The 20,388-nt window shown below is 58.9% G+C and carries 17 protein-coding genes; 10 read left to right on the plus strand and 7 right to left on the minus strand.

What is annotated here, in order from left to right:
• Positions 1 to 44 precede the first annotated feature (44 nt).
• Positions 45 to 746 (plus strand): LolA family protein, encoded by a 702-nt coding sequence (locus XX99_RS00880; RefSeq protein WP_082125142.1) that lies wholly within the window; start codon positions 45 to 47, stop codon positions 744 to 746.
• Here the strand turns inward: XX99_RS00880 and XX99_RS00885 are convergent.
• Positions 703 to 2,094: an ArnT family glycosyltransferase gene (locus tag XX99_RS00885; protein WP_082125143.1), complete on the minus strand. Its 1,392-nt coding sequence runs from the start codon at positions 2,092 to 2,094 to the stop codon at positions 703 to 705. The two genes, XX99_RS00880 and XX99_RS00885, sit on opposite strands and share 44 nt — an antisense overlap.
• A gap of 119 nt (positions 2,095 to 2,213) precedes the next feature.
• Between XX99_RS00885 and XX99_RS00890 the strand changes: the two genes are divergently transcribed.
• From XX99_RS00890 to XX99_RS00905, 4 genes are all read left to right on the plus strand, one after another.
• Entirely contained in the window at positions 2,214 to 5,717 is a 3,504-nt protein-coding gene (locus tag XX99_RS00890) for a glycosyltransferase (protein WP_050057495.1), read from the plus strand.
• Positions 5,718 to 5,970: 253 nt separating this feature from the next.
• Positions 5,971 to 6,864: a hypothetical protein gene (locus tag XX99_RS00895; protein WP_050057496.1), complete on the plus strand. Its 894-nt coding sequence runs from the start codon at positions 5,971 to 5,973 to the stop codon at positions 6,862 to 6,864.
• A gap of 158 nt (positions 6,865 to 7,022) precedes the next feature.
• A complete protein-coding gene (gene pruA / locus XX99_RS00900; protein ID WP_050057497.1) occupies positions 7,023 to 8,621 on the plus strand; it encodes an L-glutamate gamma-semialdehyde dehydrogenase in 1,599 nt (532 codons plus the stop codon).
• A gap of 135 nt (positions 8,622 to 8,756) precedes the next feature.
• Entirely contained in the window at positions 8,757 to 9,137 is a 381-nt protein-coding gene (locus tag XX99_RS00905) for a response regulator (RefSeq protein WP_050057498.1), read from the plus strand.
• A gap of 139 nt (positions 9,138 to 9,276) precedes the next feature.
• On the opposite strand, the gene XX99_RS00910 is transcribed toward XX99_RS00905, so the two are convergent.
• On the minus strand, positions 9,277 to 9,933 hold the full coding sequence (locus tag XX99_RS00910) for a response regulator transcription factor (RefSeq protein ID WP_050057499.1): 657 nt from the start codon (positions 9,931 to 9,933) through the stop codon (positions 9,277 to 9,279).
• Between the two features lie 364 nt (positions 9,934 to 10,297).
• Between XX99_RS00910 and XX99_RS00915 the strand changes: the two genes are divergently transcribed.
• The 4 genes from XX99_RS00915 to XX99_RS28270 all read left to right on the plus strand — a co-directional run bounded on the left by XX99_RS00915 (position 10,298) and on the right by XX99_RS28270 (position 15,630).
• A complete protein-coding gene (locus XX99_RS00915) occupies positions 10,298 to 11,950 on the plus strand; it encodes an FAD-dependent oxidoreductase (RefSeq protein ID WP_050057500.1) in 1,653 nt (550 codons plus the stop codon).
• Positions 11,951 to 12,128: 178 nt separating this feature from the next.
• The gene (locus tag XX99_RS00920) at positions 12,129 to 13,577 is read left to right on the plus strand and encodes an ATP-binding protein (protein ID WP_050057501.1); all 1,449 of its coding nucleotides are present in this window, start codon (positions 12,129 to 12,131) and stop codon (positions 13,575 to 13,577) included.
• 213 nt (positions 13,578 to 13,790) lie between these two features.
• Entirely contained in the window at positions 13,791 to 14,675 is an 885-nt protein-coding gene (gene motA / locus XX99_RS00925; protein ID WP_050057502.1) for a flagellar motor stator protein MotA, read from the plus strand.
• A 7-nt stretch (positions 14,676 to 14,682) separates the two neighbouring features.
• Positions 14,683 to 15,630: a flagellar motor protein MotB gene (locus XX99_RS28270; RefSeq protein ID WP_050057503.1), complete on the plus strand. Its 948-nt coding sequence runs from the start codon at positions 14,683 to 14,685 to the stop codon at positions 15,628 to 15,630.
• A 16-nt stretch (positions 15,631 to 15,646) separates the two neighbouring features.
• Here the strand turns inward: XX99_RS28270 and XX99_RS00935 are convergent, their stop codons facing one another.
• The 5 genes from XX99_RS00935 to XX99_RS00955 all read right to left on the minus strand — a co-directional run bounded on the left by XX99_RS00935 (position 15,647) and on the right by XX99_RS00955 (position 19,245).
• Positions 15,647 to 16,654 (minus strand): LacI family DNA-binding transcriptional regulator, encoded by a 1,008-nt coding sequence (locus XX99_RS00935; RefSeq protein WP_050057504.1) that lies wholly within the window; start codon positions 16,652 to 16,654, stop codon positions 15,647 to 15,649.
• A gap of 154 nt (positions 16,655 to 16,808) precedes the next feature.
• Positions 16,809 to 17,249, minus strand: coding sequence for a recombinase family protein (locus XX99_RS00940; RefSeq protein ID WP_050057505.1), 441 nt, complete (start codon positions 17,247 to 17,249; stop codon positions 16,809 to 16,811).
• A gap of 363 nt (positions 17,250 to 17,612) precedes the next feature.
• The gene (locus tag XX99_RS00945; protein WP_050057506.1) at positions 17,613 to 17,807 is read right to left on the minus strand and encodes a helix-turn-helix transcriptional regulator; all 195 of its coding nucleotides are present in this window, start codon (positions 17,805 to 17,807) and stop codon (positions 17,613 to 17,615) included.
• Positions 17,804 to 18,265 (minus strand): hypothetical protein, encoded by a 462-nt coding sequence (locus tag XX99_RS00950; RefSeq protein ID WP_156185746.1) that lies wholly within the window; start codon positions 18,263 to 18,265, stop codon positions 17,804 to 17,806. The genes XX99_RS00945 and XX99_RS00950 overlap by 4 nt, the downstream gene beginning before the upstream one ends.
• 86 nt (positions 18,266 to 18,351) lie before the next feature.
• On the minus strand, positions 18,352 to 19,245 hold the full coding sequence (locus tag XX99_RS00955; RefSeq protein WP_050057508.1) for an alpha/beta fold hydrolase: 894 nt from the start codon (positions 19,243 to 19,245) through the stop codon (positions 18,352 to 18,354).
• Positions 19,246 to 19,372: 127 nt separating this feature from the next.
• Here XX99_RS00955 and XX99_RS00960 point away from each other — a divergent pair, with 127 nt between their 5' ends.
• On the plus strand, positions 19,373 to 19,963 hold the full coding sequence (locus tag XX99_RS00960) for a CGNR zinc finger domain-containing protein (RefSeq protein ID WP_050057509.1): 591 nt from the start codon (positions 19,373 to 19,375) through the stop codon (positions 19,961 to 19,963).
• Positions 19,964 to 20,388: the final 425 nt, after the last annotated feature.

Raw genomic sequence — 20,388 nt, forward strand, 5'->3', positions numbered from 1 at the left:
CATCTCCGCGCATCCTAACTGGCGGACCGGTGTCCTTTCTCTCTATGAAAATACCCACGAACCGATTTGCGCTGGCCATGACTCTGGGCATCGCCAACCTTCTCTTCGCTGCGCCGCCCGCCTTGCTTGCCCAGAACGCCGATCTGCAGAAGATTTTGAGCCAGATGGATGCCGCATCGGGCAAATTTCAGAGCGCGCAGGCCGATCTCACCGCCGACCAATATACGGCGGTGGTGCAGAGCCACGATATTCAGAAGGGCACGGTTGCCTTTCGACGGGTGGGCAGCGCGACGCAGATGGTGATGCACATCCTGACCGACGAAGGCCAGCCATCGCTGAAGGATGTGCTCTATAAGGGCACAGAGATCGACTTCTATCAGCCGTCGTTGAAGCAGGAGACCATCCTGAACGCCAGCGCCGATTATGAGCGCTATCTGGCGTTAGGATTCGGTGGCAGCGGCAAGGATCTGGCGCGGGACTGGAATATCGCCTACCTGGGCACCGAAACCATCGATGGCGTGACGACGGCCAAGCTCGATCTAACGCCCAAAGGCGCAGCCAGCAGCCAGTTCACGCACATCACGGTCTGGATCGATGCGCAGCGCGGACTCTCGCTTCGGCAGCAGATTTTCCAGCAAGGCGACGACTACCGTATTGCGAACTACTCCAACATCAAGTTGAACACTGTGCCGGATAGCGCCTTCACTCTGAAGGTAGCTCCCGGGACGCAGATCGTCCGCCACTAGGCGCAGTCTTTCTGCGCGGCGCCAGTCCTACTCCGGCCAGTGCGATCAGCATGGGGAAGCACTCCAGCGTATAGCGTGGTTCGGGGGCTTCGATGGTTGCCAGCAGCGTGCAGCGCAGCAGGATGAATACGACGATCGCGCCCGACAGTCGTGGCCAGCGTCTCAGTCCCCACAGTGCGAGCAGCAGATAGAGAAGGTTGAGGCCGGCGTAGGCAGCGGCAAATTCCGTCTCTGAGTAATGATGGGAATACTCCCACCAGCGCAGCTCGATCCACAGCAGTTCGGTGCGCGGACGAAGCCACATGTCGGCGACTCGAGCCAGCGGCAGCTCGATGTAATAGCGCAGCGGATCGGCATGAACGCGCTCTGCGGCGAGTTGTCCGAAGCGGTCGTCCAGCTCCGGAGACAGCGTTGTGGTGCGGTTGTAGTCCTCGAGCAGCTGCCGTGTCTGCGCATATTGCGCCGGCGTATCGAAGGCGCGCGAAGGCAGCGTTTCCAGTTTGATGAGATCGCTGTTCGCGTTCCAGTAAACCTCCCAGGTGCAGGTGAGATCGACGCAGACGGTCTTGGTCCAGCGATTGAAGCCGGGCAGCGTGTCCTCGCCGGGGTCGGTTGCGTAACGCGGAGCCAGCGGCTGGATTACGTGGAAGGTTCGCCAGTTGCGAATGGTCCAGGGAACGAAGGGAAGGATGGAGAGCAGCCCGGCGATGGCTGCAAACCTCAGCATGCGGACCGCGCCCCAACGCTTTCGCCCATACCAGACCATCGCCGGACAGAGCGCGACTGCGAGCAGCGCGCCATCGGGACGCAGCAGCGCGGCGTAGCTCCATGCGAATGCCTGCAACAGAGCCCATCTCCACTGGGGTGCGCCGAGGAAGCGCAGCAGTCCATAGACGCCCAGGGCGATCGTGAACAGCTCCAGCGTCTCGGTCAGAGGCGTGGCTGCATAATTAGCCGTGAACGGGCACAGCGTGGCCAGCCAGAGTGCCCACCATCCTGCTTTTTCGTTCCACAGGCGGCCGGCGATGGCGGCAATCAGCAGGCAGGTGCCGAGATCGATCGCCGTTTGTGCGTACATCACCGCGTGGTAGTGTTCGATGCCGAAGAATTTGAAGCAGAGGACGAGAAAGAGCGGGTAGCCGGGCAGGCGGATGAGCGTGGGGAGAAGCGCGCCGCTGGTGGTAGTTCCGTAGATGCCGTGGAGCATCCAGTTTTTAGCGATGCTGCCGTAGATGAGCGGATCGCCCTGCACTTCAGGGTAGGCGTGAATGAACCACAGCCGCAGCGCGGCTCCGCCAGCCAGAGCGATCAGTCCAATCCACCAGTGTCGAGGAAGCGCGGGAGGCATGAAAGTGAATCATACAAGGAGTCGCCCGCGACAATGCCGCCGCTATCGGCCAAGAGTAAGCTGAAAGGTAAGCTGCCCAGCCCTTCTTGTAGAGTAAGGGAAGGATCACCCACGACCCGATGAAACAGGTTTTCTACGATCCACAACTCAAGAGATGGAAGCGCCTCAGGCGCGTTCTGGACGTGACCGGCGTTATCTCCACGGTCGTTCTGGTCATCTTCTTTTTCAGCGTGATCAAGCAGCAGGCGCTTCCGGATCTTCTATTGCCCACGCAGAAGCGCAACTACAAGGCGCTCAAGGAACAGCGCGTCGGCGACCAGCTGAAGAAAAGCGTGGCTCGTCCCACGCGGCGAAAGACACGCCGCCCGGCTTCGCAGATTCTTCTCAACTCCGACGAAGGCGTGCGCGCGGCGTTCTATACCAACAGCGATGCCGATTATTCTTCTCTGAAGGCCCATCTGCACCAGATCGACATGCTGTTTCCCGACTGGCTGCATGTTCTCGCGCCGGATGGAAATCTGATCGGTTCGACCCCAGTTTTTCCGGTCAGCCTGTATCGCATCGTCGATCAGAACAACGTCGTGCACGGGGTAGATCCCGAAAACAAGATTCGCCGCCTGCTCACCGTCACCAAAGACGACATGGAAGTCTTTCCCATGCTCAACGATTACAACCCGTTGAATTCGACATGGGACGGCGATGTGATCGGCAAGATGCTGGAGAGCCGCTCCGCACGCGAAAACCTGCATCTTCAGCTCGACAAGTTCCTGTACGAGAACCCCGGTTACCACGGCATCGTCCTTGATTTCGAGCAAGTCCCTGACGAAGACGAGAAGCTGTATGTGGACTGGGTCGGCGAGGTCTACAACGATCTTCGCGCCAAAAATCTGCGCCTGTATATCGCGGCGCAGGTCAGCATGTCCGATCATGTTCTGAAGGGCTTCGCCAAAAATACCGACGGCGTGATCCTCATGAACTACGACCAGCATGAGACGGAGAGCGAGCCCGGGCCAATCGCCGCTCAGGACTGGTTCGAGGGAAATCTCAGCCGCGCACTCAAGGTCATTCCGAAAGAAAAGCTCATCTGCGGCATCGGCAACTACGCCTACGACTGGTCGGTGCCGCTGCCTGAGAAGGGCAAGAAGCCGTCGACGAAAGTCATCGACTCAGAAGACCTCAGCGTGCAGGAGGCCTGGCAGCGGGCTTCCGATTCCGATGCCGACGTCCGGCTGGAAGGCGATGAATTGAATGCGCACTTTGCCTACGACGACGAGGACGCGCACGTTCGCCACCAGGTGTGGTTCCTCGATGGCGTAACGGCGTTGAACGAGATACGGGCCTCGCGCCAGATGGGCATCCGCACCTTTGCTTTGTGGCGGCTGGGCATGGAGGATGGCTCGATCTGGTCGGTGTGGGATCATCCCTCGGCCAAGGATGCTCCGCAGCAGCTTACCAAAGTGCCGCCGGGCATCAATGTGGACACGGAAGGCGAAGGCGACATCCTGCGCATCGCCTCTCGGCCCAAGCCGGGCGCTCGCACCGTCAACATGGACTCGGACAACTTCACGGTCACGGACGAGCACATGACCGCACTACCCAAGTCTTACGTGACGCAACAGTACGGGTACAAGCCGAAGGAAGTGGCTCTCTCGTTCGACGACGGACCCGATCCGGTCTGGACGCCGAAGATCCTGGACATTCTCAAAAAGTACGACATCAAAGCCACGTTCATGGTCATCGGCGAGCAGGCGGTCGACAATACCGGCTTGCTCAAGCGATACATCCGCGAAGGCCATGAGATCGGCAACCATACATTCACGCACCCTGACATCAGCGAAATCTCCGATGGACAGCTTCGCCTCGAACTGAATTTCACGGAGCGCCTCTTCGCCTCGAAGCTGGGCATTCAGCCTCTGTACTTCCGGCCGCCATACTCCATCGATCAGGAGCCGGAGACCAACGATCAGGCTGCTCCGGCCGACCGAATTCAACAGATGGGCTACACCATCATCGGCAACAAGATCGACACCGACGACTGGAACGAGCACCCGCGCAAATCTCCGCAGGAGATTACGAACAACGTCCTCGCCTACCTCAACACGATGGATGTGCCATGGAAGCGCGGCAGCATCATCCTGATGCACGACGGCGGCGGCGACCGCTCTGCGACGGTGAGTGCGCTGCCTCTGCTCATTACTACGCTCCGGGCGCAGGGCTACAAGTTCGTCAATGTCTCCGACCTGATGGGCAAGACCACCGCCGAGGTCATGCCGCCCATTTCGCCGAAGATGCGCTGGCAGGCGCGCGTCGATGCCGTTGCCTTCTTCTTTTACGGATTCTTCCGCCACTTCGTGGTCGATGTCTTCTTCATCGGCGACGTGCTGATGAGCGCACGGTTGATCCTGGTCGGCATCCTTGCGTTGATCGATCGCATCCGGCGCAGGCGTATTCCGCCCGGCGTGTTTGAGCCGCGCATTGCAGTGCTGATTCCCGCCTACAACGAAGAGACCGTGATTGTTCGCACCATTCGCTCGGTGCTGAATTCGGACTACCGGAATATCCGCGTCATTGTGATCGACGATGGCTCGAAGGACAGCACCTTCGAGGTTGCTCGCGAAGCTTATCAGTCGGAGATCGCTGCCGGTAAGCTCACCGTGCTCACCAAGCCGAATGCCGGGAAGGCGGAGGCGTTGAACTTCGCGGTGCGGCAGCTGGACGAGGAGTTTTATGTCGGCATTGACGCGGACACCGTCATTGCGCCCGATGCCATTTCCAAGCTGGTCTGCCACTTTGCCGACCCCAAGGTGGGAGCGGTGGCCGGCAACGCCAAGGTCGGCAACCGCGTGAACCTGTGGACGCGCTGGCAGGCGCTGGAATACATCACCAGCCAGAATTTCGAACGCCGCGCGCTCGACCTGTTCAACATCGTGACCGTGGTTCCCGGAGCTATCGGGGCTTGGCGCACCGCGCCGGTCCTCAGAGGCGGCTGCTACCCCATCAACACCGTGGCAGAAGACGCCGACCTCACCATGAACCTGCTCGAGCAGGGATACAAGGTCATCTACGAGGACAGCGCGCTCGCCTTTACTGAGGCGCCCATCAACGCGAAGGGTCTGATGCGTCAGCGCTTCCGCTGGTCGTTCGGGACGCTGCAGGCGGTCTTCAAGCACAAGCAGGCCTTCCGGACCAATCCGGCGATGGGCCTGTTTGCGCTGCCGAACATCGTCATCTTCCAGATCCTGCTGCCGCTGGTTTCGCCCTTCATCGACCTGATGTTCGTTGCCGGCGTCATTCATTACTTCGTCGACAAACACTTCCATCCGGAAGCGGCCAGCGCGGCCAGCTTCGAGAAGCTGCTGACCTACTTCCTGGCCTTCCTGATGATCGACTTCGTGACCTCGGCGATCGCGTTTTCGCTGGAGCGGCGCCATCCTTCGAGCAAGGGCGATGTATGGCTGCTCTTCCACATCTGGCTGCAGAGGTTTACCTACCGGCAGGTCTTCTCGGTGGTTCTGTTCAAGACCATCAAGCGGGCGATCGACGGGCGTCCCTTCAATTGGGACAAGATTGAGCGCACCGCCAAAATGTCGCGGCAGACGGAAGAGATTACGGCGGGCAGCTAAGTCTGGATTTGGGCTTTCGGGGCGATTTTGCCCGAATTTCGATGTGGCGTGGTGGTGTTTTGATATCACCACCGAATCACCAATGAGTTATTGAGCCGTGTGCCGATAGATGCTACGGTCATACTTGTCTCCCTTTACTCAGATAAGCAGAGTTTCCATCGAAGGGGCTTGTATGCACGTCCGGCGGTGTTTTCGCCGGGTTCGAAGGCATCATTTTCCCGGTTGTTGACTTTCATCTTCATGGAAGCCATCGATGGCATCTTTACGCGCGGTATTCGCGTTGATTTTTCTGGCCGCTTTTGCGGCTTACAGCCAGGCCCAGAGCGTTTCCTCTGCAGCGATGCTGGCGGATAGCTCCCCTTCTCCCGTTTCATTTTCTTCGAGCCGCACTGGTGTGGACGCAATTGCAGGCGTGCCGGCCAGTGGAAGTTCGGGCAGCGCCGGCGGCATTACGCGTGGACAGCCGGCGCCCTCCAGCACCGGCATGGGAGCGTTCTCCCGGATTGCCATTGGGGAGTACAGCAGCCCTCTGGGGATTGGCGTAGGAGTTGCCGCGCCTGTCACTCGCTCGACCAATCTTCGCCTGGGCTGGAACTTCTTCAACTACAGCCTGACGGGTACGGACGACGGGGCCAACTATGCGGGGCATCTGCACTTCCGCTCACTGCAAGCCAGCGCCGATTGGTTTCCCTTCCACGGCAGCTTTCATGTGAGCCCCGGGCTGCTGTTCAACAATCAGAATCGCGTGACGGCGCAGGGCGGGATTGCGGGCGGCACGTCCTTCACGCTGAATGACGTGAACTACTACAGCGATAACGCCGATCCGGTCTTCGGTTCGGGCTCCGTCCACTTCAAGAGCGTGGCTCCCATGTTCACCGCCGGCTGGGGCAACTGGGTTTCGCGCCGCGAGCACAAGCATCTGACGTTCCCCTTCGAAGCAGGTTTCGCCTACACCGGCGAGGCAACGGTGAAATTGAATCTGCAGGGAAGCGTCTGCAACGATCCGGGCAACTTGTACTGCGGTCAGATTGCAACCGATCCCTCGGTGCAGGCCAATATCAACGGGCAGATCGCGAAGCTGCAAAAAGATCTGCAATGGATTCGTTTCTATCCAATTATTTCCGGCGGGGTCGTCTACAAGTTTTAAAATCCGGTTGGAGGAAACTGCGCTTTCCTTCGACCCATGCACAAGCCTATTGCTGGAAAGCACTTCCGCGGCGACGCACGGCTCGGCTGCTAGGGGCCGGCGATTTTGATCGCCTGCGAAAATGCCGAGCTGCGGAATCTCGGCTAAACTAGCCAGTTATGGCTACCCTACAATCTCCCACCGTGATCCATCCGCGCGCGCCGAAAGGCGAGTTCAAGAACGAGCCGTTTGTCGACTTCAGCAAGCATGAAAATGCGCACGCGATGAAAGAGGCTCTCACGCGTGTGGGCGATCGGCTCGGTCACGAGTACGAGCTGATCATTGGAGGGGAGCGGCTGCGCACCTCGGGCAAGATCGAGTCGCGCAACCCGGCGAAGCCGGCACAGATTGTCGGCATCCATCAGAAGGCTGGCGCGGAGCATGCCGAGAAGGCGATGCAGGCGGCATTGCTTGCCTTTGAGAGCTGGAAATATTCCTCGGTCGAAGATAGAAGCTCGCTGCTGCTGCAGACCGCCGATCTCATCCGCACGCGCAAGTTTGATTTTTGCGCGTGGCTGACCTACGAGGTCGGCAAGAATTGGGCCGAGGCCGACGCGGATGTTGCCGAGACCATCGATTTCCTCGAGTTCTATGCGCGTGAGGCGTTGCGCCTGGCTCAGGCAACCACGCCGATTGCATATCCCGGCGAGCGAAACGAGCTGAAGTATATTCCGCTCGGTGTGGGCGCAGTTATTCCGCCGTGGAATTTTCCCTTCGCCATCATGGCGGGGATGACGGCAGCGGCGATTGTCACCGGCAACACGGTCATCCTGAAGCCATCGAGCGACTCACCGACCATCGCTGCGCGCTTCATCGAGGTTCTCGAAGAAGCCGGTATGCCGGGCGGTGTGGTGAACTTCTGCCCAGGCTCGGGGGCGACCTTCGGCAACGCCATCGTTGAACATCCCAAGACGCGTTTCATTGCTTTCACCGGATCGAAAGAGGTGGGACTCGATATTCACGAGCGCGCGGCCAAAGCGCAGCCCGGCCAGATATGGATCAAGCGCACCATCCTGGAGATGGGCGGCAAGGATTCGATCATCGTGAGCAACGATGCGGATCTCGACGCAGCCGTTGAGGGTGTAGTCGCATCCGCCTTCGGCTTCAGCGGTCAGAAGTGCTCCGCCTGCTCGCGCGCGATCATCGAAGACCCGCTCTACGATGTGTTCGTCGAGCGCATTCGCGAGCGTGTTGCCGAGCTCAAAGTTGGCGATCCGACGAAGAATCTGAACATGGGGCCGGTTGTGAACGCGGCCGCGATGAAGACCATTCAGGAATACATTGCAATCGGGAAGCAGGAAGGCCGGCTGGTTGCGGGCGGCAATGCTGTAGAAACGCCCGAAGGCGGATACTATCTCGAACCTACGGTGATAGCCGATGTTATGCCCGGCGCGCGTATCTCCCAGGAGGAGATCTTTGGGCCGGTGTTAGCGCTGATCAAAGCGCGCGACTATGACGATGCGCTGGCGATTGCGAACAACACGGAGTTTGGATTGACGGGCGCGCTGTATTCGTCGGACGGGCAGAAGTTAGATCGCGCGCGGCGCGAGTATCACGTCGGTAATCTGTACTTCAATCGCAAATGCACTGGAGCCATGGTAGGCGCGCATCCGTTTGGCGGCTTCAACATGTCGGGAACCGATTCCAAGGCGGGTGGTCCGGATTACCTCTACTTATTCACTCAGGCTAAGTCCATTGCGGAGAAGTTAGGTAAGTAGCGACCTTCCAGATAGAAACTATTTACCCGTGGAGCGCTACATATAAAGATAGTTACGTCCCTTCTTGGGGGCTCTAATAAGGTTGACACCGCAGCTGTCCTTCCTCACAATAGGCGAGACCTGGGAGGCCCACCTGTGGCGAAAATCTTGTGCGTGGACGATGATCCAATCGCCATTTTGATAAGAAGGGAAACGCTGGAGGTCGCAGGCTATCTTGCGACCTCTTGCTCGTCGGTGGACGAAGCGCTCCGCGAACTTGAGCGAGAGAGTTACGACGCCGTTGTCACCGACTGGAGATTCTCAGAAGAATCGGGCCGGGCGATCGTTCATACAGCGAAGTCTAAGTGGAGTATTCCCGTCGTCGTAGTTACGGGGTATGTGGGGGAGGCTTTTCAGGCAGCCGAGCCTTTGGCAGATATCTATCTCGAGAAACCCATCGACTCTCGCGAGTTAATCCAGATACTGAAGATACTGCTGGAAGTGAGGACCGACAGGGTCCGCAGCTCACGTCCTTAGATCAGGAAATCAAGATAGATCACGAAATCACAATCGACATCCAACATCCCGGAACTTGCACGCCGGCTCTCAGCTTCCGCCAATATTCCTTTGGTGGATCCTGCATACTTGACGGGCCGGCATTCAGTTTTTTCAAACTTCAGTTGGCTTGCAGCATCACATCGCTCGCCGCCGCTGCCGCCTCGGCAAGAATGCGGTGGTGAATGGTGAAGAGCGCCAATTCGAGCCGGTCCGAAACACCTGTCTTGTCGTAAATGCTGCGCAGGTAATTCTTGATGACCTGCTCGGTCGTCGTCAGCCGCATCGCGATTTCCTTGTTCTTGCAGCCCTGGACGATCAGCGCAACGATCTTCATTTCCTTGGGCGTTAAACGATCGCGGACGCGAGTGCCCACCAAGTCCTCTTCAAGAGGGCCGACTCCGGTGCTGGCTCCCTGTACGCCGCGTTCGCCCCGGTTGACCCGGCGCGCGCAATCGATCAGGCCTGGCCCGGTGACGCAGCGATGCACGGCTCCGTGTACCCCGGCGGAGATGAAAGGCTGGGTCGATTCGTTGTTTTCGACGATCACGATGCAACGGCTTCCCTGAACCTGAATCCGTTCCATGAAGTTCTGAAGGTCGAGTTTGAGGGTAGAAGCGAAGATAAACGTCGCTCCGCGGAAAGTTTCCAGCGTCTGGTAGAGCCGGTCCGCGTCGCCGCACTGCGCTATGACGCGGAAGTCGTCTTCCATGGCCAGAATCTTGGCTGTTCCTGCACGAAAGATTGCCTGGTTGTCGGCAAGGATCATCTTGTTCATTGCGTTCTCATCCGTATTGAGAGTTTTGTTGCCGAGACCCGCCGAAACCGCACAGATCTCCCTATGATCGATTGCCGGTCAGCACACACTGGTATGCTTAGAAGGCTTTATCGACCCGCAGATGCTCGAGGACTCCGTGTCTCTCGATCGGACACTAGAGTAATGCCTCGCAACTCCAGCAATAGCTGGGGCTGGCACGCATAGGGAAAGCTGAAAATCAAGTTGGCTTTGTTAGGTTAAGGTTACTTTAGAAACCTTAACCTGCATAGGAAAAATCGGCACATTTGCAATCTTTTTTAATCCAGCGGGGCTACATCATTCCCGTTTTGGGTCATTCCTCGTAGGGAATACACTGGAGCAAGCCATGGGAAAGCCAGTAATTTTAGCTGTTGACGACGATGTCAGCGTACTTGAAGCCGTCATTCAGGATCTGCGGCGGAAATACGGGGCGACTTACCGCATTATGAGAGCAGCCTCGGGGCAGGCCGCTCTGGATACCTGTTCGCAGCTGCAGCAACGCGGGGACGCGGTAGCGCTGTTCCTCTCCGATCAAAGAATGCCGGGAATGTCGGGGGTCGACTTCCTGGAAAAGGCGCAAACCCTCTATCCGGCTGCAAAGCGCGCATTATTAACGGCTTATGCCGATACCGAGGCGGCGATCAAGGCCATCAATACGGCCAAGATCCACTACTACCTCACCAAGCCGTGGGATCCGCCCGAGGAACAGCTCTATCCGGTCCTCGACGATCTGCTCGAAGGCTGGAATGAACAATATAAGCCTCCTTTTGAAGGCTTACGGGTGATCGGGCCGCGCTGGTCGCTCCAGGATTACCAGGTTCGCGACTTCCTCTCCCGCAATCAGGTGCCGTATGTCTGGCTCGATCCAGAACGGGATTCCGAGGCGGTGGACCTGATGCAGCGCTTCAAGCTGGACGACTCGAAGCTCCCCGCCCTGCTGTTTTCCGATGGCAGCTCGCTGGTTCAGCCCTCGCAGACGGAGCTTGCCGAGCGAGTGGGTCTCAGCACCCATGCGGCTAAGGATTTCTATGACTTAGTGGTGGTCGGAGCCGGTCCTGCCGGTCTGGCCGCAGCCGTTTATGGGGCTTCTGAGGGGCTGCGAACACTGGTGGTCGAGCCCGAAGCGCCCGGCGGGCAGGCCGGATCGAGCTCGCGCATTGAGAACTACCTGGGATTTCCCTCCGGACTCAGCGGCGCCGACCTGGCCCGGCGAGCTTACGTGCAGGCCTCCCGCTTTGGCGCGGAGTTCTTGACCCAGCGGGTAGGCATGATCCGCGCCGATAACCAATATCGTCTGGCCTGCCTTTCGGATGGCAGGGAAGTCTCGAGCCATGTCTGCCTGATCTCGACCGGAGTCAATTACCGCCGCCTGGATGCTCCGGGCATCGACCGGCTGACCGGCCTGGGCGTTTACTATGGGGCGGCGCTGGTCGAGGCTCGATCCTGCAAGGATGAAGAGGTTTTTATCGTTGGCGGGGCAAATTCGGCCGGTCAGGCGGCCATGCACTTCTCCAAATACGCCGGAAAGGTGACCATGCTTGTTCGGGGCGACTCCCTGGAAAACAGCATGTCGAAATATTTAATCAATCAGATCGCTGAAACATCCAATATCCGGGTTGAAGTGCATTCCCAGGTGCTTGAAGCGATCGGAGGGAGCCGTCTGGAGAGTTTGCGGATCGGCAATTCCGAGGGTGAATGCGTTCGTCCGGCGAGTGCGGTGTTCATCTTTATCGGAGCCGCGCCGTCGACTGACTGGCTGCCCGCCAGTGTCATGCGCGATCCTAACGGCTTCGTGCTCTCGGGACCGGATTTACAGGTGGAGGGGAAATATCCCCGCATCTGGAAGGAAGAACGAGCGCCGTACCTGCTGGAGACCAGCATGCCTGGAGTTTTCGTGGCCGGTGATGTACGGCACGGATCGGTAAAGCGTGCCGCTTCGGCGGTCGGAGAAGGTTCGATCGCGGTGCAGTTTATGCACCAGTATTTGGCCCGTTTTTAAGATCGGCTGGATTTTTTTCGACGGCAAGTTGTTATGGTGGTGGCGGAGATTTTGAACTGGTTTTGCAGGATTTTGTGACTAGCTGGAAGGACCGGGATTCGGGCCTGCTGAAATGCAGGAGAAGATCTGACGTTATTGAGATCTCGGCGACAGCTGCAGGGTGAAAAGAAAAAAGAAGATGGAAGATAAGCAGACGAATCTGTCCACGACGACGGTCCCGGCGCGCGAGCTTTACGCCGAATTGAAGCAAATTTCCATCTTTCAACAGGTGAAAGAACAGGACCTCGACTGTCTTGGAACGGTGGAGATCGCTACAGTACCGGCCGGCGAGATTCTGGTCGAGACCGGCGAAACCAATCTCTTTTACTGGGTTCTTCTCGATGGCGAACTCCGTATCGTCAAGTTCGAGGCCGACGGCGGGTCGAGTCTTCTCGGCGCCCTGAAAAAGGGAGATACCTTTGGCGAGGTGCCGCTGCTAACCGGCAGCCCGGCGGCGATCGTTCACGTCGAAGCCGTCGCGGATTCTCGCCTGGTTCGCGTCAATAGCTCCGGTTTCTGGAATCTGATGAGTTCCTGCCCCGTGGTTCGCGCCGGAGTGCTGGCGAATATGGGCCGCCGGCTGGAAGCGTATCAAGTCCTCACCCTGCATCGCGAAAAGCTGATTTCGCTGGGAACGCTAGCCGCGGGCCTGATGCACGAGTTGAACAATCCGGGCGCAGCTGCCCGCCGGGCTGCTTCGCAGCTTCGCGAAAACCTGACCCGCCTGCAGGAGATCAGCCTTCGCTTTTCCGAGTCGGAGCTGACCCCGGAGCAGAAGAAATGCCTGTCGCAGCTGCAGGCCGAGGCTTTGCGCTATCGCAAGCCGCAGGCGCTCAGCTCCATCGAGCAGGCGGATGCGGAAGACGAGCTGCTGCAATGGCTGGAAAGCGCAGGCGTCGAAAATGCCTGGAAGCTCGCTCCCACGCTGGTGCAGGTCGGCTGGCAGTGCGAAGACATCGAGTGCGCGCAGCATGCCTTTCCGCGCGAGATTCTCTCCGATGCCCTGAACTGGCTCGAATCCCTGATCTCCAGCATGCAGCTGGTTGGAACCATCGAGGAGAGCATCGCCCGCGTCACCGACCTGGTTGTAGCCGTCAAGAAGTATGCCTACGACGACAAGAATCGGGCTCGCGAGATCGATCTGCACGACAGCATTCAGAGCACCATCACCATCCTGGCGCATAAGTTCCGTCACAAACAGCTGACCGTGGACAAGTTCTTCGCGAGCAATATGCCTACGATCCAGACGACGGGCACGGGATTGAGCCAGGTGTGGACGAATATTCTGGACAATGCCATCGACGCATCGCCGGAGGGCGGCAAGGTCACCATTCGCACCTGGATGGAAGGCGACGAAGCCTGTGTCGGGATAGCCGATCAGGGATCGGGAGTTCCCGAGGAGTTCCGGGAGCATATCTTCGAGCCGTTTTTCACCACCAAGCCGGCCGGTGTCGGCACGGGCCTGGGGCTGGATATCGCTCATCGCATCGTCGTCGGCCAGTTTCATGGGAAGATCGCTTTCGACTCCCAGACGGGCAACACGGAGTTTATCGTCAGGCTTCCTGCCGCGACACCCGCTTCCAAATAACCGGGTTCGTCACTTCGGCCGGACCGGCGGCCGTCTCCACTTTATTTTTCTTTCCCATTTTGACAAGCGCCGGTTCATAAACTAAGGCGCGGCCCTTGCTCGCCGATAGAGCAAGCAGGTGACCGGGAACGCGGCACTCGCATCTGCACTTCGGATGCGGGCAACACCGTGGACGGCTGCCATCTTTACTCGCGTTGAGGAGAGCCTGCGCCGATGTTTGCCATCCTTGGAATCGTGCTGGTCTTCGGTGCGGTGATTGCCGGTTTCCTGATGGAGAAGGGTCACCTTGCGGTTTTGATCCAGCCTGCCGAGCTGATCATCATCGGAGGCGCGGCTATCGGCACGCTGTTGATTGCCAATCCCATGCACACCCTGAAGGCAATTTTGTCGGGAGTGATGGGGACCTTTGGCGCTTCTCCTTTTGGAAAAGACCGATACCTCTCTTCGCTGCGGATGATGTACGAGCTCCTGAACAAGATCCGCCGTTCGGGAATGCTCTCGATCGAAGTGGATATCGAGAAGCCGGAAGAGAGTGAAATCTTCAAGGCCTATCCCGATTTCATCAAGGATCACCATGTCCGCCACTTCGTCTGCGACACGCTGCGCATGGTGGTGACGGGAGGCGTTGAGCCCTTCGACATGGACCAGATGATGGACCTGGACATGGAGGTGCGGCACAAGGGCGCCCACGAGCCCATCACGGCTCTTACTTCCGTGGCGGATGCGCTGCCGGGCCTGGGCATTGTGGCCGCCGTGCTGGGCGTGGTCATCACAATGGGAGCGCTGGGCGGTCCGCCGGAGGAGATTGGGCACAAGGTTGCGGCAGCGTTGGTGGGCACCTTCCTCGGCATCCTGCTCTGCTATGGGCTGGTGGGTCCACTCGGCGTGAACATGGGCAAAGCCTCCGACGAGGAACACGCTTATCTCTACGTCCTTCGCGTGCTGATGATCGCGTTTATCAGGGGCAATGCTCCGGTGCAGTCGGTGGAGATCGCACGGCGCGCGATTCCCACCCACGTTCGCCCCAGCTTCGAGGAAGTCGAGGCCGCCTGCCAGAACCGGGCAGGCGTCGCGGTCGCGGAAGAACAGCCCGCGTAGGGAGCACATGAGCCGAAAGAACATCATCATTATCAAGAAGGTGAAGGCGCACGGCGGCCACCATGGCGGAGCCTGGAAGGTGGCCTACGCCGATTTTGTAACTGCGATGATGTCTTTATTCATCGTGCTCTGGCTGCTGAACACCAGCGAGCATGTACGCAAGGCGGTCGCGGGATATTTCAACGATCCGCTGGGCTACTCGAAGATGAACGGCACCGAAAAAGCCGGGCAGGATAGCAACTCCACGGTAAGTGGCGAGAATATTCAACAGCTGAAAGACCGCTTGCAGCAGGCGCTCATGAAGGCCAAGGACTTTCAGACTCTGTCGAAACAGATTGAGATGACCATCACCCCCGAGGGGCTGAGGATCGAACTGCTGGAGTCGAAGAATGGAACCTTCTTCGATTCGGGAAGCGCCAATCTGAACGACAGCGGCCGCGAGATTCTCACCATGCTCGCCAGGCAGCTCCGCGCCGTTCCCAATCGTCTTTCGATCGAGGGCCACACCGACTCGCAGCCCTACTCCAACAGCTCGACCTACGGGAACTGGGAGCTCTCGGCCGACCGCGCCAATGCCGCACGCCGCATTATGCAGGACACCGGGCTGCGCTCCGATCAGGTCTCCCAGGTCCGTGGCTATGCCGATCAGCGCCTGCGCCTGACGCAGAGTCCGCTCGATCCGTCCAATCGCCGCATCTCGCTGATCGTGCAATATGTCGAGGGCCAGCCGTTGCGAAACCCTATATCGGTGAACCTGGGCAAGGAAGAGAAGACGCAGACCATCGTTGCGCCGCCGCCGGTGAAGAGCGCAGCTCCGGCTCCGTTGGTTCCGTCAGTTCCATCGTCGGAGACGAAGCCACCGGCAGAAAAAGCTGCTGTCATAGCGACGAAAAGCACGCCCGCTTCACAGGAGACTCTGGCCAAACGCCTGCTCTCGAAGTTTCATCACAACTAAGGCTTGTTCGCTGACGCTACTTGCATCCGCAAGAGCGACGCACCACTAACTCCACCGGCAGCACGACCTCTTTTCCCGTCTGAGGCGGGCGTTCCATCGCGAGACGGTTGAAGAGCAGGCCGGCTGCAACGGTGCCGAGCTCGGCTGCGGGCTGGCGAACCACCGTCAAAGTGGGATGCAGCAGCTCGGCCAGTTCGAAGTCGTCGAATCCCGCCAGGGCCAACGTTTCCGGAACCTTGATGCCGGAGTCCAGCAGCGCACGCAGGATGTAGCGCATGGTGAGATTGTTCGCGCTCATCAGAGCGGTCGGTGGATTTTTCTCTTTGAGCAGAGCGGCAATCACCGCCGCGGTTGCCTCCTGTGAATCGCATTTGAACGAGGCCTGCGGCTCAAGGTCCGCCTCCACCATGGCCCGGCGGTAACCTTCGTAGCGGGTCTTCATGGTGTGCAGATGCCTATTGAGCGCGATGAAGGCGACGCGCTTGTGGCCATGCTCCGCGATGAGATGCTGCACCGCGAGCTTGGCCCCGCTCTGGTTCTGCACCAGCACCGAATCGAAGCGGCGGTCGGGCGCAGGGCGATCCAGCGTGACCACGGGAATCTTGCTGAACTCCGCATCGGTGAGGTGAGAATGGCGCGACTGCGCGGGAATGATAACCAGCCCATCCACATGGCGCTGCAGCATGAGCTGCGCCTCTGCGCCTTCGGCCTCCGCATCTTCATTCGAAGTTGCGAGGATAACCGAGTAGCCCTTCTTCTTGGCCGCTGCGCCGATGGCGTGCGCGCAGGTAGCGAAGAAGGGATCGTACAGGTAGGGCACGATCACGCCGATGGTGCGAGTTTTGAGGCCGCGCAGCGCGCGCGCCACTTCATTGGGGCGATATCCCAGGCTCTGAATGGCCTTGTAAACACGCTCTGCGGTCTCGCTCGAGACGTGCGCGGACCTGTTCAGCACGCGCGAAACCGTCATGGTGCCTACGCGGGCGGCGCGCGCTACATCGTGCATTGTCGGCTTACGGTCCATGGACCTCTTCATAGTAGTCGATGGAGAGAGCCCGGGCCGCGCACTGGATCGGTCCAGCAGACCCGCGCCCGGAGGATACCCGTTCGCTATTTTCGCGCGTGCCCATGGAAAGTGCGCCATTGCTTCATCCGATCCTGGTCAGGAAGCGCCTTTGCTAGATGAAGCGCGCGAACTTCGCCCGCCGCGACTCCCACTCGTCGGTCGAGAAGAGCCGTGGTCCTACATCGATCAGCCGGGGCATCATGTTGAAGACGCTCGGCGCGCTCCAGGGCTTACCGGAGCGGGCGCGAAAGCCCTTCTCGTTGAGGTCGCTGGCCACGCTCGAAAGAGGGAAGTCCTGCACCAGCAGCTCCATCATGAGGGTGAGCGCCTGGTTCTCGGCGGGATCGACCTCGAGGCGCTGGCAGTCGTCGGAGATGCGCAGGCCGTAGGGAATCTCCTCGTTATAGGCGCCTTCGCTCGGCGTCTCATTTTCCGGCAGCTCGCGCCGCCACTCGATCGACACCAGCTGCCATCCGGCAGCCGTACGCTGCCTCATGATCTCCGGACTGAACGGGCCGGAGATGACATCCCGAATTCTCTCAAAGTGCGCCATGAAGGTTGCCTCCAATAGAAATTGCGACTGGTTAGAAGCACTCCAAGCACCATGTGTGAGATGCGCTGCTGGATTTCGCAACCTCATCAGGAAGCTAGGCTTGTAGGAGCTTCATCGCCGCGTGAGGCTACGTCGGCATGTCCATATATGGGCGAGGTGTTCAACCGCGAACAGAGCCTGTTGCCAGAGTGGCGTCTGTTCAAACGCGGAAGACGCCGGGTACCCCCATCCGGCCTTCGGATGTGGGATTCCACGGAAGCCGTGCGCTGAATCCCGCCGAAGGCGAGTACGCCTGGACGGCAAGTCCCCGAAGGCGAGTACGCCTGGACGGCAAGTCCCCGAAGGCGGAGTATGCCTGGATGGCTACGCCTCTTCAATAAAGATGGCTTCGATCGGGCTGCCGAACAGTCGGGAGATCTTGAAGGCCAGCGGCAGGCTGGGGTCGAACTTGCCGGTCTCGATGGCGTTCACGCTTTGCCGCGATACTTGTAGTCGCTCGGCCAGCTCCGCCTGGCTCCAGTTGCGCTCGGCGCGCAGCACGCGCAAGCGGTTCTTCACTCGTATCTCCCGGCTTCGTTCTCGAGTGGGCTCTCCGACGCATATCCGCGCGCCATCAGGCGCAGCGCAATGGCCGCCGAGACGCAGAAGACATCGATGTTCAGCATCTGCAGCATGCCGTTGACGCGCCCATATCCGGCATATTCGGCGAGGTAGGAATAGACGGTGTCGACCACCATGGTTACGCCGAATCCCCATAGCAGAGCCTTCACTACCAGCATGCGGACGAACTCGTCCGTCTCCCGCGCCAGATAGCGGCCGGCGATGAAGATAAGCGCGCCCACCGGAAGCGCAGCCACGATGGCTAGAAGATAAATCGCAATCGGGGAGGGATGCGCATGCTCCATCGCGTCGTGGATCAGGATGGTGGTAGCCGCTGCCGCCCCGATCACTCCACTAAATTTCTGTAAGGATTTCCGCTGCAGGGGACTAAGGTTCCGCTTGCAAAATAGAGACATGAAAGTCTCCTTTCTTGATGACAAGGAGACTTTACATCTAGCAGATACGGCTGTCAAGCAAGCTTGTCTTTCAGCGGTTGGCTGGCTTACTCAATCTTTCCCAATAACTCCAGAATTCCAGCAGCAATCTCCTCCACGTGCGTTTCCAGGGCGAAGTGTCCGGTGTCGAGCATCCGCACGACTGCATTTGGGTTGTCCTTCTTGTAGGCTTCGGCTCCGGGTGGAATAAAGAACGGATCGTTCTTGCCCCAGATGGCGAGCAGCGGAGGCTTTGCGGTGCGGAAGTACTCCTGAAACCTGGGATAGAGCACCACGTTCGACGCGTAGTCGAGAATCAGGTCGAGCTGGATCTCCTTGTTGCCCGGTCGCTCCATCAGCGCCTGGTCGAGGGTGTAAGACTCGGGCGCGATCAATTCGGGATTCGCCACTCCATGCGTGTACTGCCACTTCGTCATCTCGAGTGAGAGGAACGCGCGCAGCCCCTCGCGATGCTCCTGCGTCGGCTCCTTCCAGTAAGCCTTGATTGGGTCCCAGGCGTCGCCCAGTCCTTCTTCGTAGGCATTGCCGTTCTGCGAGACGATGGCCGTCACCTGCTCGGGGCGGGCGACCGCGAGACGGAAGCCGGTGGGCGCTCCGTAGTCGAAGACATAGATGGCGTACCGGGTGAGTCCCAGAGCATCGACGAACGCAGCAACCGTCGCGGCCAGCGAATCAAAGGAGTATTTGTACTTTCGCACTGCGGGGACGGTGGTGAATCCGAAGCCGGGCAGATCGGGAGCGATGACGCGATATTTGCCTGCCAGCCGCGGAATCAGCTCGCGAAACATGTGCGACGAGGTTGGATATCCATGCAGCAGGAGAATGACCGGCGCATCCGCCGGGCCGGCTTCGCGATAGAAGACGCTGACGCCGTCAGCCTCGACGGTATGGAAGGAGACGCGCGGAATCGCTGTGCCGAGAGGAAGGGATTGGGTAGCCATAGCCATGCTCCTTTTGCTGTGTAACCGTTAAAATTCTATACAAAAGTTACACCATTTTCGTAACTTGTAAAATAAAATTTAACGGTTACAATGGAATTCGTGGTTTGTTCTGCAAGGAGTGCCGGAAATGCCCCAGCCCTTTGATCCGCCGAATGCCGGGATGGCGCCAGTTTTTCTGGCCGATCATCCCGTGCTCGACTTTCTGAATACCGTGGCAGTTGTCGAAGGCCGGCCGGTCGATTTTCTGCAGAGCGACGAGGATGTGCTTCGCTGGCTGAAGCAGGCCGGATTCACCGAGGAGGGTGCGCCAAAGCTTACTGGAGCGATGCTGCTTGCTGCGGCGCGAAAGCTCCGCGAGGCGGTCCGCGGACTGGTGGCGAAGCGCAAGGTGGGATCGCGAGCAGACGCCAGCGTCTTCAACGCATTCCTGGCGAAGACGGGGAGCTATCCGCAGCTGGTATGGGAAGGCCGGAAGCCGCCTCGGGTGGAACGAGTTCGGGAGCAGAAATCGCCTGAACAGATGCTGGCGCGGCTCGCCGACTCGGCCGCCGACCTGCTGACGAATGGCGACTTCGACCTCATCCGTGAATGCGAGGACGACAGCTGCGTCTTGTGGTTCTACGACCGGACGAAGTCCCATCGCCGCCGCTGGTGCAGCATGGCCGCCTGCGGAAATCGAAATAAAGTGAAGGCCTTCCGGCAGCGGCAGCTAGCTTAAAGAGGTTACTTTCAGAATCAGCCGCGCTCCGATGAATTAAGGCTGCGCGAAGCTTGGCAGTTACTTCAGGTTATCTGCAGACTTGTTGGCTGCCGGTATGGATCGGAATTATTAGTAGACGATCCTGGAAATAACAGGCATGATGGAAGCCGTCTTTCCCCCCGACATAGCAGCACTCGAAGTGGTGATCTAATCGATATCTCCAGATCGGCTCCAGTCGATTTTAGAGATGCGTTGGATCGTAGTTCGCTGGTAATTCATGGGAGATTTTGACGCTTCGCCTATGCCAAACGAGATTTACTCTCCCCCACCCTTGTGGGGTCGATCCAATCCAAATTGGATGTTTTATTTCGCAGGGAAATTGCAGACTCTAAGTGGCCTGACTGGGCCTCATTCACGGACAGACGAACCTTCATAAGTCGACG

It is taken from the genome of Silvibacterium bohemicum, assembly GCF_001006305.1.
GTDB lineage: Bacteria > Acidobacteriota > Terriglobia > Terriglobales > Acidobacteriaceae > Silvibacterium > Silvibacterium bohemicum.